This window comes from Faecalibacillus sp. TM498 (assembly GCF_020589955.1).
Classification (GTDB): Bacteria; Bacillota_I; Bacilli_A; order Erysipelotrichales; family Coprobacillaceae; genus Faecalibacillus; species Faecalibacillus intestinalis.
Map to the genome: position 1 here is coordinate 1 of NZ_JAJDKB010000050.1, position 16,747 is coordinate 16,747.

A 16,747-nucleotide genomic window follows, 5' to 3' on the forward strand; every position below is an offset into this window, starting at 1 on the left:
ATTATTAGAAGTCCATCCCCCTAAAGTTGTCCCCTAAAGTAGACCCCCAAAGTTGGGACCCCTAAATTATTTGAATAGCCGACTCCTTTTGAATTATTTAGATTTAAGTTTTTTAGCTAATTTTTTAAAAAATGATTCTCTTGCATAGACCGGTTCTAACCATTCATTTTTTAAAATATGTAAAGGACTTTCTGACATTAAAGTATGAATAGCATGATAATTATATTTTTTTTCAAGTAAATAAAATATTTTATTTAAACAAGGTTTTCGAGAACCAATAGCTCGATGCGTATCTGTAGCAATTACATGGATCAAGCCTTCATCTAATAGTTGAAAAGCTATTTTTTTAGCTTGTTTACCATGATACCCTAAAAAGCTTGTAGCATTTACTTGAATAATACAACCACTTTCAATAAAACCATTTACTCTTTCAATATCTAGTCCATTTTTAAAATATCTTTCAACATGAGCAATAATAGGAGTATAACCTTTAAATTGTACATCATATAATCTTTCTTCTACTTCTTGTTCATTTCCTATTTCTTTTCGTACATCAAATTCTACTAAAACATATTGTGTGTTTTCGATAGGAATAAAAAGATTTTGATCTAGAGCTTTTTGATAATCATGATTAAGAAATAATTCACAGCCATCTAATATATCAATATTATATTCAGTTGCTAGCATTCTTAAATCATCAATTCTTTGAATAAAATCATGAATATCATCTTTAGTATGAACACCGGGAGTTACATGTGGTGTAGCAACGATTGCACTTATTCTATTTTCTCTAGCAAGCTCTAAAGCTTTTCTTGCATCTTCATAAGATGGTATACCATCATCAATATTCCAAGCATAATGACCATGTATATCAATAAAAGACATGAAATCTCCTCCAATACTAATTGATATTATCTATCAATTAGTTTGAAAAATCAATAGAAATGAATTGTATTAAGAATATTGATATGGTAGTATTTGAATACAAAAAATGAATGATAGTGTTGTTGAGTATCAAATAATGTCGTTTAGTAAAAAGAACAAAATAATTATTGTTATTTTTATTTTGGACATTATAATGATTATAGTTAATGTTTTATTATTCTACTTAGAAAGTGAAAATAAAAATGTCAAAAATTAAGAGAGGGGATTTTATGACAAAAGAAAGAAGTCAGATTTTAATAAGAAAAACTTGCTTAGTCGCTTTTGATATTTTAAGTGTCATTATTGCTTTCTTTTTATCATCTATTATTGCTTATAACGGTCATATAGAATTAAGTTTTTTACGATATTCTTATTATTTATTAAGTGGTTTAATTGTTAGTAGCTTAATCTTTTTTGTCTATATGATAGTTTATGGAGATATGCTTCTGTCAATGAATTATTAAATGTTATTATAGCATCATTTTTAAGTACGATTGTTTATTGTATTTTATGTACGATTTGTCCGATGACACCACCTATTAGTACGGTGTTCCTTTATTTACTTATCTTGCTTATGCTTGTTGGTGGAGCTAGATTTGGATATCGTTTTTTAAGATTATATGCTTCTAGACACCATTTATTAGGTAGAGGAGAACATATAGAAAGTCGTGTCATGATTATTGGTGCTGGTTCAGCTGGTGAAAAGATTTTAAGAGAAACATTAGTTACACCAAAAATCAATAAAGAAGTGGTATGTTTTATTGATGATGATTTATCTAAAAAAGGAAGAAGAATCCATAATGTACCTGTTGTTGGAGGAAGAAATGAAATCTTGCAACAAGCTGAAAAATATCATGTAGATGAAATTTATATTGCTTTACCTTCTATTGATGATAAAGAAGTTTCTGAAGTTTTAAATATTTGTAAAGAAACTAAATGTAAATTAAAAAAATTACCTGGTATTTATCAATTCTTAAATGATGAAATTACTTTAGAAAAATTAAAAGATGTAGAAGTTCAAGATTTACTTGGAAGAGATCCTATTAAAGTAAACTTAGAAGAAATTATGGGATATGTTCAAGATAAAGTTGTCATGGTTACTGGTGGTGGAGGATCTATTGGTAGTGAGTTATGTCGACAAATTGCTAAGAGTCATCCTAAACAATTAATTATTGTAGATATTTATGAAAATAATGCTTATGATATTCAATTAGAATTACAACGTAAATATCCTAAATTAAATTTAGAAACAATGATTGCTTCTGTTAGAGATCAAAATAAGATCAATGATTTATTTGCTTATTACCATCCAGATATTGTTTATCATGCAGCAGCTCATAAGCATGTACCTTTAATGGAAGATGCACCACATGAAGCAATTAAAAATAATGTTTTTGGAACTTTAAATGTTGCTAAAGCTGCAGATCAATATGGAGTTAAAAAGTTTATTTTAATTTCAACAGATAAAGCTGTTAACCCAACCAATATTATGGGTGCTTCAAAAAGATTATGTGAAATGATTGTTCAATCATTTGATAAGAAATCAAAAACAGAATTTGTAGCTGTACGTTTTGGAAATGTATTAGGATCTAATGGATCAGTTATTCCATTATTTAAAAAACAAATTCAAAATGGAGGACCAATTACAATTACTCATCCTGATATTATTCGTTATTTTATGACGATTCCTGAAGCTGTTTCACTTGTATTACAAGCAGGTGCTTATGCTCATGGTGGGGAAATCTTTGTCTTAGATATGGGAAAACCTGTTAAGATTTTAGATATGGCTAAAAACTTAATTAAATTATCGGGATTAGAGCCAAATGTAGATATTGAAATTAAATTTATTGGTCTAAGACCTGGTGAAAAGTTATATGAAGAAATGTTGATGAAAGAAGAAGGTATGCAAACAACACCTAATAAGATGATTCATATTGGTAAACCTATTGAGTTATCTCATGATTTCTTTGATCAACTAGATCATCTTTATCAAGTGGCTTATGATGAAGATAGTAATATTAGAAAAGAAGTTCATCAAATGGTTGATACATATCATTATGATGAAAATACAACACACGGTGTCAAATAATCTAACAATCAAATGTTAGATTTTTTTGTATATTAATAAAGATTTAAAAAAAGTTTATAATATGGAAAAGATGTATGTATTAAATGGGTTGAACGAAGTGAGGTTAAATAGCCTCACTTTTATTTCTATTCATTTTTATTGACAAATAGGATGAGTTGAATTAATATATAAGTAGGAATTATTCCTAACAAGGAATAGAAAAGAGGAGATATAATATGGCTAATAAATATGCAGGAACACAAACAGAAAAAAACTTAATGGAAGCATTTGCGGGAGAATCTCAAGCAAGAAATAAATATACTTACTTTGCTTCAAAAGCTAAAAAAGAAGGTTTTGAACAAATCTCATCATTATTTTTAAAAACAGCTGATAATGAAAAAGAACATGCTAAAATGTGGTTTAAAGAATTAAATGGTATTGGAAATACAGCAGAAAATTTAGCGGCTGCAGCTGAAGGTGAAAACTACGAATGGACTGATATGTATGAAGGTTTCGCAAAAACTGCAGAAGAAGAAGGTTTCCCAGAACTTGCTGCTAAATTCCGCAAAGTTGGAGAAATTGAAAAACATCATGAAGAACGTTATAGAGCTTTATTACATAATGTAGAAATGCAAGAAGTTTTCGCTAAAAGTGAAGTCAAAGTTTGGGAATGTCGTAACTGTGGACATATCGTTGTTGGTGAAAAAGCACCTGATGTTTGTCCAGTATGTAATCATCCACAAGCATACTTTGAAGTTCATGCAGAAAATTATTAATGAGAAAGATGCTACGGCATCTTTTTTTTATATTCTTATATAAATGTTGATATTGTTATATTTTTTAGTGCTTTTTGTGGATATCTCCCTATAAATATGTTTTATCTTTAGGACATTTATGTTCAGACATTAATCAAAGTATTTTATCTGCTGTATTACCATTTTTAATTGCAACATATCATTATGATTATACAACAGCTGCCATGTTAGTTACGGTATCAAATGTTTTTGGAGCTTTCGTTCAACCATTTATTGGGATGTTATCGGATAAAAAGAATAGACTATTATATATGACATTAAGCGTATCACTTGCTTCAGGTGGAATGGCAGTTACGGGTTTTATTTCTAATTCCTTTGGATTATGTATTGTAGTCATTATTAGTGGAATTGGAGTAGCGATGTTCCATCCTCAAGCTGCCAAACTTTTCAATAGTGTTTCTAGTAAAAATGCGAAAGGAAAAGGAATAAGTATTTTCTCTTTTGGTGGTAAGGTTGGTTTTACATTAGGACCAGTTTATACAGCTTTTTTAATGAATTTATTTGGGATGAAAGGAACAATTCTTTTCTTGATTCCTGGCATTGTTTTTGGAATTGTTTGTTCTTTCTTTAATAAAGATTTTGAAAATTTGGATGTTTTAGAAGTTGAAAAGAAAGAAGAAGTAAAAAGTGAACAAAAGGATGATTGGAGTGGTTTTATTAAATTATGTGGTGTTGTTTTTAGTCGTTCTATTCTTTCTAATGGAATTTCCACATTCTTAGCGTTTTATTTTATTCAACAATTTTCTAAATCAAATTCATTCGCAAGTATGTTATTGAGTGTTTTTTATGGAATAGGATCGATTGCTATTCTTTTAGGTGGAGGAATTGCCGATTGTTTTGGACATCGTAAAATGGTACGTCTTAGTTTTTGTATCTTCTTACCTGCAATCTTTATTTTTACTAATACAAGTCATTTCGTGATTGCCTTAATAATGCTTATTTTCATGACATGTGGTGAAAGTCTTTCTTATAGTCCAATGGTTGTTTTAGGATAAAAGTATATACCTAATCATACTGGATTTGCCTCTGGTATTGCTTTAGGTTTAGCGGTAAGTATTGGCGCAGCATTATGTCCTGTTCTTGGATATGTTTCAGATGCTTATGGTTTAAATTATGCTTTTATTATTATGACAATTGTTTGTGCAATTGCTCTTGTTGTTCAATGTTATTACCAAATGTGGAGGAAAAATGAAGAAAAGTGGTGTAATCAAAACGTACATATACTTTATCAAATAGAAAAGAATCACCAAAAGATTTTAATGAATTTTTTAAATAAATAGATTAAAATAAAAGAAAAGGGGTGATTGGATGCAAGATTATAACTCTTATGATTTATTTGTGAAAAATCCACGTATTCATACCAATTTTCCTTTTCTTGCTCTTGATTGTAATAATAAAAAAACAATTCCACCGCGTATGCGTTTTCAAGAAATGCATTGGCATGAAGATATGCAAATAACTTATGTTTTAGAAGGAATTATAAAAATTATTTCACTTGGAAAAACGATAGAAGTTCATCAAGGAGAAGCTGTTTTTATTTCTCAAAGAGTATTTCATCAGTTTATCGAAGTAGAAACAGCACATTATCGTTCTTTTCTTTTTCCAAAAAGTTTTATTAATTTTTATGAAAAAAGTCCTATGGAAAAAGAAATTGAACAAATGAACATTGGAATTTGTCTTTTAAAACAAAAAGAAATAATCGACATTATTAAAAACATCAATCATGTATCTTTTGAATTTTATCAAGAAAAACATAAAGAATACTATTTAGCAACACAACTTGTTCAATTTATGTATTATCTTTTATTACAAGCAGATCATGAAGAAAATACTTTACAAGATTATCATCATAGTTTACAAAATGTCTCGCTTTTATTCATTTACATTATCAAGAAAATATTTCTCTTGAAGAAATTGCTTCTTATGGAAATATGAGTGTTGGTCATTGTGGAAGACTTTTTATGCAAGTTCTTCAAACAACACCGTATGAATATTTAATCAATTATCGTATTAAAAAAAGTTTAGAACTATTAGGAAAAGAAAAAACAATCATTTCACAAATTGCTTTAGAAGTTGGTTTTAACGATGTCAGTCATTTTATTCAAAGCTTTAAAAAAAGAATGAGCATTACACCAAAACAATATCAAAAACAGCTTTTTAGTCATCAAAATAATATACAAGATATTTAGGAGAAAAGATTATGTATTATCAAACAACATATAAATCACCCTTAGGAATTTTATATTTAGTAAGTGATGAAGAAAATTTAATAGGATTGTGGTTAGAAGGGCAAAAATATTTTCAAGCAACATTAAAAGAAGAACCCATTATTAATGATCAAATAGAAATACTGCATAGAACAAAAGAATGGTTAAATCGTTATTTCAAAGGAGAAAAACCAAATATTAAAGAACTCTCATTAAAACCACAAGGTAGTGATTTTAGACAAGAAGTGTGGAAGATACTTTGTGAAATACCTTATGGTGAAGTCACAACTTATGGAAAAATTGCAAAAGTTGTAGCTCAAAAAATGCATAAAGAAAAAATGTCAGGACAAGCAGTAGGAAATGCTGTAGGGCATAATCCTATTTCAATTATTATTCCTTGTCATCGTGTCGTTGGTACAAATGGCAGTTTAACGGGATATGCAGGAGGTATTGATAAAAAAATCGCTTTGTTAAAACATGAAGGTGTGGATATGACATATTATTTTAAGCCTAAAGCCAGATGATTCTGGTTTTTCTTTTAATTTACTTTTATTATAGTATAATAAAAGTAAAGGTGAGAATATGAATGCATTAAAAGAAACAAAGAAAAAACATTTATTAGCTATTTTAAAATATCTTTATCTTCATAACAGTTCAACAATGAATGAATTGGTAGAAAATCTACAATTATCCCAACCAAGTATTCGTAATATGGTAAGAACGCTTCAAGAAAAACAATTGATTCAAGAAGTAGGAAATGATTTATCAAGTGGAGGAAGATGTCCAACACGCTTTGCATTAAATGAAAATAATTATTTGATTCTTTGTCTTTATGTTCAAGTAGATAAAGTTATTTATCAATTAAGAAATTTTAATGAAATAAAAAAAGAGAGTATTCTATTTTATCAAAGTGAGGATGAATTGAAAAAGACTATCAAAGATTTAATTGATCAAGAAAAGATACATTGTTGTCAAATAGCAGTAGAAGGTATTGTTTATGAAGATGTCTATGTAACGGATCATCATAATGTTCTTGAAAAACATCAATGGTTAAAAGATATCAAAAAAGAAATAAACATTCCTCTTCAATTACAAAATGATGTTAAGATGATTCATCAAGGATGTTATTTTACTTATCAACAAGATTCTACTTATTATTTGTATATTAATGAAGTAGGTATAGGAAGTTCTTATTTCTATAAAGATGAACCACTTTATGGAAGAAGTGGAATCATGGGGGAAATAGGGTTGATATCTTTAAAAGGGAAAACAATCAATCAACAAATTCGTGAATGTCAAAACCAAGAAGAATTTAATGAGATTCTTAGTTTGTTGCTAAGTATAGTTTTTACAATGATTGATCCAAAGCGTTTAGAACTCTCATTAGATTTAAAATGGCGATATGAAGAAAATATTATTGAAAAAGTATTAAATGAAATAAATCAAAGTTGTTTTGAAAATCTTTATTTTCATGAAGATGTTTCTTCTATGCTATTTGATGGATTAGTTTATAGAGGGGTTGTTTATTTATTAAAGGAAAGGATTGAAAGAAATGAAAAAATATGAAGCAATTATTTATGATATTGATGGAACTTTGTTAAATACATTGAATATGAACATGTATCCATTGATGAAAATCATTAAAGAAGAAACGGGAGAAGATTGGACATTTGAACAAGTTTTAAAATTTGCAGCCTATCCAGGTATGAAGGTCATGGAAGAATTAGGTGTTAAAGATCAAGAAAAAACCTATGCTAGATGGGTGCAATATGTTAATGACTATGAAGAGGGAGCTACTTTATTTGAAGGATTTGAAGAAGTTTTAGAAACCTTTAAAAATCATAAAATTAAACAAGCAATCGTTTCTTCAAAGTTAAGAGATCAATATGAAATTGATATTGTTTCTAAAGGCATTGATCAATATATGTCAGCTGTTATTTTAGAAGATGATACAACGCATCATAAACCTCATCCAGAGCCTTTATTAAAATGTATAGAAAAATTAAATTTGAATTCTGATGAGGTGATTTATATTGGAGATGCCTATTCGGATTATCAAGCTGCTTTAAATGCCAACATTGATTTTGGACTAGCTAAATGGGGAAGTGTTGCTTGTCAAGATATTCCTAGTCAATATACTTTTGAAAACCCAATAGATTTACTGAAGTTACTTTAAGATTTTCAATAATATAATGAATGGTTATTTATGTTTTTAAGTAACATGATTGATTTTGATAAATCATACACAAAATTTTTAACAATTATTATTTCTTAAGAAATAGTCCAGAATATCTTTAAGAATTGTTTAGAATTAGTTCATGACTTGTTCATATAACTTTCTTATTCTTTTGTTTGTAAAAAGGAGGCAGTTATATGAAGTTAAGATACATTTATCGTAGTCTTTTATTTGTTATAGGAGTATTTTTTATATTATTAGGATTTGTTGGATTATTGCTTCCTGTTGTTCCTCAAGTACCATTTTTTATTATTGGTGCGATTTGTTTGATGGAATCATCAAATCGAATTAAAGAATGGGTCAAAGGACATGAATTATATCAAAAACATTGTCAAAAGATTATTGAAAAATCACACTTTTTAAAGCGAATACTGAATTAGTATTCGTTTTTATTTTCAATAAATTGACATAGATTGTTGGGTAAAATATAATGAAGATAACTTAATAGGCAAAGCAATTGAAAAATTGTGACGCAAAGCTATAGGGTCTTTAAAATGACAGCCAGTTGCAACTATATTAAACAGGAAAACCATACCTTTGTGCATATTTTTCCTGTTTTTTTGTAGGAGGGCAGTTATGGAAAATAAAAAAATCTATATAATAATTCAAAAAAAGAACATCGTTTAGGGTGGAAAATTATTTTTACCATTTTAGTAGCTGCTTTATTCCTTTCAATTTATACATTTATTTTACAAAATAATTATAAAAAAGAATTTTATTAGTAGAAGATAATGATTTAAATGCTGAAATAGCAATAGAACTTTTAAATGAAGAAGGAATGTTTATTGATCGTGTTAAAAATGGTGTAGAGTGTATTGAACAAATTGAAAAACAGCCCACAGATTATTATTCTTTGATTTTAATGAATATTCAAATGCCTATTTTAGATGGTTATTATACTACTCAAAAAATAAGAAGAATGAATGATCCTATTAGATCACATATTCCAATTATTTCGATGACAGCCAATGCTTTTGCCGAAGATAAAAAGAAAGCTTTAGAATTTGGAATGAATGATCATATTGCTAAACCAATTGATATGAATATTGTTATTCAAGTTTTAAAGAAATATATTTAATGTTAATTAATTGTTATGATTTAGATTGCATTCTTAACAAAATAAGCATAAAGAACTATAATTTCTTGGGGAGATTTATTTATGTGGGTTTTATATGCGTTTGGATCAGCTTTGTTTGCAGGAATTACATCAATTCTTGCCAAGTGTGGAATTAAAAAAACAGATTCTCATGTAGCAACAGCATTACGTACAATTGTTGTTTTGATTTTTTCATGGTTAATGGTTTTTATTGTACATAGTCAAAATCAGATTTCAACAATTTCAACAAATACATGGATTTTTCTAATCTTATCTGGTTTTGCGACAGGATCATCATGGCTTTGTTATTTTAAAGCTTTACAATTAGGAGATGTTAATAAAGTTGTTCCGATTGATAAATCAAGTATAATTCTTACAATTGTTTTAGCTTTTATCTTCTTAAAAGAAGATATGACTTTATTAAAATGGATGTGTGTTATTCTAATTGGTGCAGGTACGTATTTAATGATTGATCAAAAAGAAAGTTCAACAACGACACATCATAAAAGTTGGTTGATTTATGCTTTACTTTCAGCTGTTTTTGCAAGCTTAACATCTTTACTTGGAAAAGTAGGTATGCAAAATATTGACTCTAATTTGGGAACATCTATTCGCACTGTAGTTGTTTTAATCATGTCATGGGTCGTTGTGTTTGTTGTAGGAAAACAACATACCATCAAAGAGATAGACCGTCATGAATTACTTTTTATTTGTTTGTCAGGAATTGCTACAGGGTTATCATGGCTTTGTTATTACAAGGCTCTTCAAGAAGGACCAGCAAGTATAGTTGTACCAATTGATAAATTAAGTATTGTTGTGACAATTATTTTCTCATATGTTGTCTTCCATGAAAAACTAAATAAGAAATCATTGATTGGATTTTTGATTCTTGTTGGTGGAACATTATTAATGTTACTTTAAATATGGCGAAAGCCATATTTTTCTTTTCAAAAGAAATAATATCCTTTAAAATAAATAAAGGTGAAAAGAATGCAAAAACAATTAATACAATGGTATCAACAAAATAAAAGAGACTTTCCTTGGAGAAAAGACCAAAATCCATATCATATTTGGATCAGTGAAATTATGTTACAACAAACAACGACAGAAACAGTTATCCCTTATTATGAGCGTTTTCTAGAAAACTTTCCTACAATTGAAGCACTTGCCAGTGCTTCTTTAGAAGAAGTCTATAAAATGTGGGAAGGTTTAGGATATTATCGACGTGCGAAGCATTTACATGAAAGTGCTCAAATAATTGTAGAAAAATATCAAGGGAAATTTCCTTATGAATATAATGATATTTTATCTTTAAAAGGAATTGGAGAATATACTGCCGGTGCTATTAGTTCAATTGCTTATGAAAAGCAAGTTCCAGCTGTAGATGGCAATGTTTTAAGAATTATCAGTCGCTATTATTTGCTTAAAGAAAATATTGCAGAAACAAAAGTACAAAAGAAAATATATCAAATAGTTCAAGAATTGATTTTAAATCAAGATGCTTCTGCTTTTAATCAAGGAATGATGGATTTAGGAGCAACGATTTGTAAACCTGTCCATCCACTTTGTTCTCGTTGTCCGATTCAAAAAGAATGTTTAGCTTTTAAAAATAAACAAATGGATGTTTTACCTATTAATATAAAAAAAATAAAAAAACAAGAGATAAGTTATATTACAGGAATCATCACTTATCAAGATAAATATTTACTTATTCAAAATCCACCAGGGGGATTATTAGAAAATCTTTATGGTTTTGTACAATATGATGTTGAAAGTCCCTATAGTTTTGTTTCTTCTTTTCAAGAAAAGTATCATCAAGATTTAATAATTCAAGCACATATTAAAGATATTAAACATGTTTTTAGTCATCGTACATGGTTTATGCATGTTTATCATTTTGTTTTAGAACATGAAATAGAAGGAATGTATACTTTAGAGGAAATAGAGGCGTTACCTTTATCAACTGCCCATTTAAAAGTTTTAAAAGCGTATCTAAAGTTCATGTAAAATACAAATAAAATAAATATAATAGTTAAAGGGTGTGATGCTATGAAATTATTTAAGAAAGAAAGTAAAATTGAAAAAGAGGAGTACTTTTCTTTTTGTGTTGAAGGAATTTATGAACATAAAAATGATGAATTGTTTGTTTTAGGAATAGTTGATGGAATTATACAAAAATTAGATTCTTTATTTTTGATAGGTCCTTATGGCTATGAAGAAAAAGTAGAGATTCAAGAGTGGATAGAAGTAGATTCTAAGCAAAACTATTATGCATTATTGATTGATCAATGTTTTCAAGAAGAAATAGATCAAGGTTATATCTTTACGAATAAAAATAATCATTTAGCTTCTTCTCGAGAAGAAGTTTATAATCCTTATCTTCAATTTTTATTAGACCAAGTTAATTGTCAACACTATGATTATTTAGATATTTTATTTGAACAACTTGCGACAAGAGCTTATTTTTTAGCTGTATTTGATTATCAAGATTTTCCTATTTATCAAATAAATGATAAAAAATATTATCCAATTTATACAAGTCAATTAGAAATGAATAAAGATCAAAAATGTAAAAATAAAAAAGGTTCAGTTTATAGTTTTGATGATTATTCTAGAATGTGTTTAAATCAAGATAAACTTGATGGAATTATCATTAATCCTTATCATAAAGAAAGAAGTATTGTTTTAAATAAAGATGTTATTCAACATATTAGAACAATTAAAGAAAAAAATATAAAAACATATGCGAAAGCTAAAAGTTATCTTAAAGATAGGAAAAGGAGACAAAAGTATGAAATTGATTATGAGAGCTGATGATTTAGGATTTAGTGAAGCAGTCAATTTAGGAATTTATAAAGCAGTTAAAGAGGGTGTTATTACAAGTGTTGGGATGATGACAAATATGGAACATGCAAACCATGGGTATGAACTTGTAAAAGATTTTGATATTGCTTTAGGGCAACATACAAATATTTGTGCGGGAAGACCCTTAACTGATCCTAAGCTTATACCATCTTTAGTTCAAGAAAATGGTGAATTTTGTTCATCAAGAGAAATTAGAAGTAGAAAAGAAGATACAGTAGTTATTGAAGAAGCTGAGATGGAAATTGAAGCACAATATTTACGTTTTAAAGAAATCACTGGAAAAGATCCTGATTATTTTGAATGTCATGCTGTTATTTCACAAAAATTTTTTATAGCTTTAAGAAATGTGGCTAAAAAATATGGTCTTTTTTATGAAAATGTTTTATTTGATCAAGAGTTTGAAAAAGAAAATAATATTTATGGTATTGCAATGGCCAAGCTTAATGAACAAATGCTTTATGATCCAAAAGAATATATTGAAAACAGTTTAGAATTTATTAGAAATCATGATGTATCCGTGATGGTTTTCCATCCAGGGTATTTAGATCAATATATTCTAACACATTCATCTTTTACGCTTATTAGGGCAATGGAATGTGATTTTCTATGTTCATCATGGTTAAAAGATTGGCTTAAAGAGTATCAAATTGAATTAACTGATTTTAGAAAGGTTAAAAATGCATAGATGTTCATGGGTCAATGATGATCCTCTTTATATTGATTATCATGATCATGAATGGGGAAAACCTGTTTATGATGATCAAAAATTGTATGAAATGTTTTTATTAGAGACATTTCAAGCAGGGCTTTCTTGGATCACTATTTTACATAAAAGAGAAGCTTTTAAAGAGGCTTTTGATCAATTTGATGTTAATAAAATAGCAATGTATGATGATTGCAAAATAAATGAGCTAATGAATAATCCAAAGATTATTCGTAATTCTAGAAAAATTAAAGCAGCAGTTAAAAATGCACAAATATTTATTGAAATACAGAAAGAATATGGTTCTTTTTCTAAATATTTATGGGCTTATACAAATGATAAAATTATTTATGAAAAAAAAGAAAATGAAACAACGAGTACGTTATCAGATCAAATTTCTAAGGATTTAAAGAAAAAAGGTATGTCATTTGTAGGAAGTATTACAATCTATTCTTATTTAGAAGCAATTGGGATTTATAATCATCATGATAGAAATTGTTTTTTACATCTTTAAAGAACAGTTTCTTTTTTTGTATTATTAGGTATAATAAAAATAAGGTGAGTTTAATGCAAAAAAAGAGACAATTAAAAACTTGTATTGTTGTTGTCGTTTTAATGTGTCTACTAACGATCTCCATGACATTTCAAACAATTTGTGTAAAGACAATCAGTGATAATTATATTAATTCACTTATTGTCAATCAAATTATTGATTTAATTATAGACGAAGAAACAGATGCAAATTTTCAACAAATAAATCAGTTACAAAATAAAATAAAAAAGAGTGATGCTCTTTATCAATTAAATAGATATGCTTTTGATCAATCTATGCGAAATACCAATAAAAATAAAATAAAATTAGATCAAAAAGAATTACAAAAATTTTCTACATCATGTAAAAAAATGATCAAAGATGAATTGAATATATCTATTGAAGAAAAACAAATTATGAATATTTTAAAACAAAATCAGTTTTGGAATAAAATGATTCATCGTATGAAAAATAAATTAAGTTCTTTTTCAAAAATCTTTGTTTTTATTTATTCGATTATGCAATCAATATTTTTTAGAATAATTATTTTATTGTGGATATTATTATGTTTTTTTAGATTATATAATTTAAATAAATCAAGTTTTTCTTTGGCTTTTTCAATAGTTCTTTTAGTAAAAGCCTTGATTGATTATATGATGATAGGATTAATTGAAATATCAAAATCTTTTTATATTAAGATGTTAAATATTCCTATTTCATCTATAAGTATTGATTCTTATTTGATTGTGGCAATGGTATCTTTAATGATTGGCATGATTCTTTTTGTTTGGCATATATATAAGGCAGAGTAATCTGTCTTTTTATTTATAATTTTTTATCTATTTGATAACAAATTATAAATTGTATGAATTTATACAATATCACTAGACAAACAAAATTGTATACAATATAATGTTAGCAATACAAATAAGAAAGGAAGGTTTTATATATGACCGAAAAAAGAGTTTACAATTTCTCAGCAGGTCCTTCAATGTTGCCTGTTGCTGTACTTGAAAAAGCAGCAAAACAAATGTTGAATTATGAAGGCAGTGGTATGTCTGTAATGGAGATGAGTCATAGATCCTCTTCCTACTTAGATATCTTTGAAAAAACAAAAGGATTATTAAAGAAAGTGATGAATGTTCCTGAAAATTATAAAATTGTTTTTATTCAAGGGGGAGCAACTCAACAATTTTCAATGGTTCCTTTAAATCTTTTAAAGAATGGGAAAGCTGATTATGCGATTACAGGTGCTTTTAGTAAAAAAGCAGCTGCAGAAGCAAAAAAATATGGGGATATTCATATTGTTTATGATGGTAGTAGCAATGATTTTAAACATATTCCAACACAAGATGAATTAGATTTATCTAAAGATGCATCTTATTTACACATCTGTGCTAATAACACAATTTATGGAACAGAATGGAAATATGTACCTGAAACAAATGGGGTACCAATTATTGCGGATATGTCATCTAATATTTTATCAAAACCAGTAGATGTAAGTAAATATGGGATGATTTATGCGGGTGCTCAAAAGAACATGGGAATTGCTGGATTAGGAGTAGCAATTATTCGTGAAGATTTACTTCAAGATGTTGCCAAAACAACACCTGTTTTATTAGATTATAAATTGATGATCAAAAATGATTCAATGTATAACACACCACCAGCTTATGCAATTTATGTTTTAGGACTTGTTCTTGAATGGATTGATTCTTTAGGTGGATTAGAAGTTATGAAAGAAAGAAATGAAAAGAAAGCTAAATTAGTTTATGACTATTTAGATCAATCGACTTTCTATAAAGCACATAGTGATAAAGAAAATAGATCACTTATGAATGTGACTTTTACAACACCAAATAAAGATTTAGATGCGAAGTTTGTTAAAGAAAGTATCGAAGCAGGCATGACAAATTTAAAAGGTCATCGTTCTGTAGGGGGGATTCGTGCTTCTATTTACAATGCAATGCCATATGAAGGTGTTGAAAAACTTGTCGCATTTATGAAAGAATTTGAAGAAAATAATCGATAAGGAGTCAAGTATGTATAAGGTTAAATTGATGAATAAAATATCTTCAGTAGGATTGGATTATTTTAATGAAGATTATGAATATGGGGAAACGTTAGAAAATGAAGATGCTATTTTACTTAGAAGTGCATCTTTACATGAATATGAATTTACAAAAAATGTTAAAGCGATTGCGAGAGCTGGTGCGGGGGTCAATAACATTCCTGTTGAAAAATGTTCAGAAAAAGGAATTGTTGTTTTTAATACACCGGGGGCAAATGCGAATGCGGTAAAAGAACTTGTTTTATGTGCTTTATTTTTATCAAGTCGTAAGATCGTTGAAAGTATTGAATGGGTCAATACTTTAAAGGATGATGAAAATGTAGGAAAGACAGCAGAAAAAGGAAAATCAAACTTTGTAGGGCCTGAAATCGAAGGTAAAAAATTAGGGGTCATTGGTTTAGGTGCTATTGGAGTTTTAGTTGCAAATGCAGCTAATAAACTAGGAATGGAAGTTTATGGATATGATCCATTTATGTCTGTCAATTCTGCTTGGGCTTTATCAAAACATGTACGTCAAGCAAAAGATATGGATGAAATATTTAAAACATGTGACTACATTACTGTCCATGTACCAAGTACTAAAGATACAAAGGGTATGTTAAATAAAGAAAAGTTTGCATTAATGAAAGACGGAGCACGTTTATTAAACTTTGCTAGAGGGGACTTAGTTGTAAACGAGGATTTATTAGAAGCAGTTGAATCAGGTAAATTAAGTAAATATATAACTGATTTTGCTTCACAAGAATTAATTGGAAAAGATAATATTATTGTATTACCTCACTTAGGAGCTTCTACTCCTGAAAGTGAAGATAACTGTGCGAAAATGGCTGTTCAAGAATTAAAAGATTTCTTAGAAAATGGAAATATTAAAAATTCTGTGAATTTCCCAGCTGTTAATCAACCAAGAGAATCAAAAGTAAGACTATGTATTACCAATAAAAATATGCCAAATATCTTGGCACGTATTTCTAAATTATTTGCTGATCACAACTTAAATATAGAAAATATGGTGAACCGTTCTCGTGGGGATTATGCTTATACATTAATTGATACAAATGATGATGTACGTCAAGATATTATTGAACGTATCGAAGCAGCTGAAGGAATTATTAATGTAAGAGTGATTAAATAAAACTTGATAAACGTATTTCAAGAAGTCCTAAGGGACTTCTTTTTTTGGACTATCCGTCCATTGAAAGAAGGAAAAGAGAAAGATAAAATGATCTG

The 16,747-nt window shown here is 28.1% G+C and carries 20 protein-coding genes and 1 riboswitch; of the genes, 19 read left to right on the forward strand and 1 reads right to left on the reverse strand.

What is annotated here, in order from left to right:
• Window positions 1-93: 93 nt before the first annotated feature.
• Window positions 94-885 (reverse strand): tyrosine-protein phosphatase, encoded by a 792-nt coding sequence (locus LJD32_RS12265; protein ID WP_227392531.1) that lies wholly within the window; start codon window positions 883-885, stop codon window positions 94-96.
• Window positions 886-1,127: 242 nt separating this feature from the next.
• Between LJD32_RS12265 and LJD32_RS12270 the strand changes: the two genes are divergently transcribed.
• The 19 genes from LJD32_RS12270 to LJD32_RS12360 all read left to right on the forward strand — a co-directional run bounded on the left by LJD32_RS12270 (window position 1,128) and on the right by LJD32_RS12360 (window position 16,652).
• Window positions 1,128-1,388 (forward strand): hypothetical protein, encoded by a 261-nt coding sequence (locus tag LJD32_RS12270; protein WP_227392532.1) that lies wholly within the window; start codon window positions 1,128-1,130, stop codon window positions 1,386-1,388.
• Between the two features lie 29 nt (window positions 1,389-1,417).
• Window positions 1,418-3,013, forward strand: coding sequence for a nucleoside-diphosphate sugar epimerase/dehydratase (locus LJD32_RS15540; RefSeq protein WP_318532679.1), 1,596 nt, complete (start codon window positions 1,418-1,420; stop codon window positions 3,011-3,013).
• A gap of 215 nt (window positions 3,014-3,228) precedes the next feature.
• Window positions 3,229-3,768, forward strand: coding sequence for a rubrerythrin (rbr, locus tag LJD32_RS12280; RefSeq protein ID WP_147580654.1), 540 nt, complete (start codon window positions 3,229-3,231; stop codon window positions 3,766-3,768).
• Between the two features lie 74 nt (window positions 3,769-3,842).
• A complete protein-coding gene (locus tag LJD32_RS12285; protein WP_227392533.1) occupies window positions 3,843-4,802 on the forward strand; it encodes an MFS transporter in 960 nt (319 codons plus the stop codon).
• Window positions 4,803-5,115: 313 nt separating this feature from the next.
• The gene (locus tag LJD32_RS12290; RefSeq protein WP_227392534.1) at window positions 5,116-5,742 is read left to right on the forward strand and encodes a cupin domain-containing protein; all 627 of its coding nucleotides are present in this window, start codon (window positions 5,116-5,118) and stop codon (window positions 5,740-5,742) included.
• A gap of 26 nt (window positions 5,743-5,768) precedes the next feature.
• Window positions 5,769-5,996 carry a helix-turn-helix domain-containing protein gene (locus LJD32_RS12295; RefSeq protein ID WP_264472164.1) on the forward strand — a complete coding sequence of 76 codons (228 nt, stop codon included), beginning with the start codon at window positions 5,769-5,771 and terminating at the stop codon, window positions 5,994-5,996.
• A gap of 11 nt (window positions 5,997-6,007) precedes the next feature.
• Window positions 6,008-6,538 carry a methylated-DNA--[protein]-cysteine S-methyltransferase gene (locus LJD32_RS12300; protein WP_227392536.1) on the forward strand — a complete coding sequence of 177 codons (531 nt, stop codon included), beginning with the start codon at window positions 6,008-6,010 and terminating at the stop codon, window positions 6,536-6,538.
• A gap of 58 nt (window positions 6,539-6,596) precedes the next feature.
• A complete protein-coding gene (locus LJD32_RS12305) occupies window positions 6,597-7,580 on the forward strand; it encodes an ROK family protein (protein ID WP_227392537.1) in 984 nt (327 codons plus the stop codon).
• A complete protein-coding gene (locus tag LJD32_RS12310) occupies window positions 7,567-8,190 on the forward strand; it encodes an HAD family hydrolase (protein ID WP_147580660.1) in 624 nt (207 codons plus the stop codon). Before LJD32_RS12305 ends, LJD32_RS12310 begins: the two co-directional genes overlap by 14 nt.
• 197 nt (window positions 8,191-8,387) lie before the next feature.
• Complete coding sequence (locus LJD32_RS12315; RefSeq protein ID WP_052010789.1) at window positions 8,388-8,630, forward strand: DUF454 family protein; 243 nt, start codon at window positions 8,388-8,390, stop codon at window positions 8,628-8,630.
• Window positions 8,631-8,687: 57 nt separating this feature from the next.
• Window positions 8,688-8,763, forward strand: a riboswitch (cyclic di-GMP riboswitch).
• A gap of 199 nt (window positions 8,764-8,962) precedes the next feature.
• Window positions 8,963-9,328: a response regulator gene (locus tag LJD32_RS12320; RefSeq protein ID WP_227392543.1), complete on the forward strand. Its 366-nt coding sequence runs from the start codon at window positions 8,963-8,965 to the stop codon at window positions 9,326-9,328.
• Between the two features lie 81 nt (window positions 9,329-9,409).
• On the forward strand, window positions 9,410-10,267 hold the full coding sequence (locus LJD32_RS12325; RefSeq protein ID WP_227392538.1) for an EamA family transporter: 858 nt from the start codon (window positions 9,410-9,412) through the stop codon (window positions 10,265-10,267).
• 69 nt (window positions 10,268-10,336) lie between these two features.
• Complete coding sequence (gene mutY, locus LJD32_RS12330) at window positions 10,337-11,353, forward strand: A/G-specific adenine glycosylase (RefSeq protein WP_227392539.1); 1,017 nt, start codon at window positions 10,337-10,339, stop codon at window positions 11,351-11,353.
• Between the two features lie 42 nt (window positions 11,354-11,395).
• Window positions 11,396-12,160, forward strand: coding sequence for an SseB family protein (locus tag LJD32_RS12335; protein WP_227392540.1), 765 nt, complete (start codon window positions 11,396-11,398; stop codon window positions 12,158-12,160).
• Entirely contained in the window at window positions 12,138-12,896 is a 759-nt protein-coding gene (locus LJD32_RS12340; RefSeq protein ID WP_147580664.1) for a ChbG/HpnK family deacetylase, read from the forward strand. Before LJD32_RS12335 ends, LJD32_RS12340 begins: the two co-directional genes overlap by 23 nt.
• Window positions 12,889-13,428 carry a DNA-3-methyladenine glycosylase I gene (locus tag LJD32_RS12345; protein ID WP_032089481.1) on the forward strand — a complete coding sequence of 180 codons (540 nt, stop codon included), beginning with the start codon at window positions 12,889-12,891 and terminating at the stop codon, window positions 13,426-13,428. Before LJD32_RS12340 ends, LJD32_RS12345 begins: the two co-directional genes overlap by 8 nt.
• Window positions 13,429-13,481: 53 nt before the next feature.
• The gene (locus LJD32_RS12350) at window positions 13,482-14,258 is read left to right on the forward strand and encodes a hypothetical protein (protein ID WP_227392541.1); all 777 of its coding nucleotides are present in this window, start codon (window positions 13,482-13,484) and stop codon (window positions 14,256-14,258) included.
• 137 nt (window positions 14,259-14,395) lie between these two features.
• A complete protein-coding gene (serC, locus tag LJD32_RS12355) occupies window positions 14,396-15,481 on the forward strand; it encodes a 3-phosphoserine/phosphohydroxythreonine transaminase (RefSeq protein WP_119362771.1) in 1,086 nt (361 codons plus the stop codon).
• 10 nt (window positions 15,482-15,491) lie between these two features.
• A complete protein-coding gene (locus LJD32_RS12360; RefSeq protein ID WP_117575490.1) occupies window positions 15,492-16,652 on the forward strand; it encodes a phosphoglycerate dehydrogenase in 1,161 nt (386 codons plus the stop codon).
• Window positions 16,653-16,747: the final 95 nt, after the last annotated feature.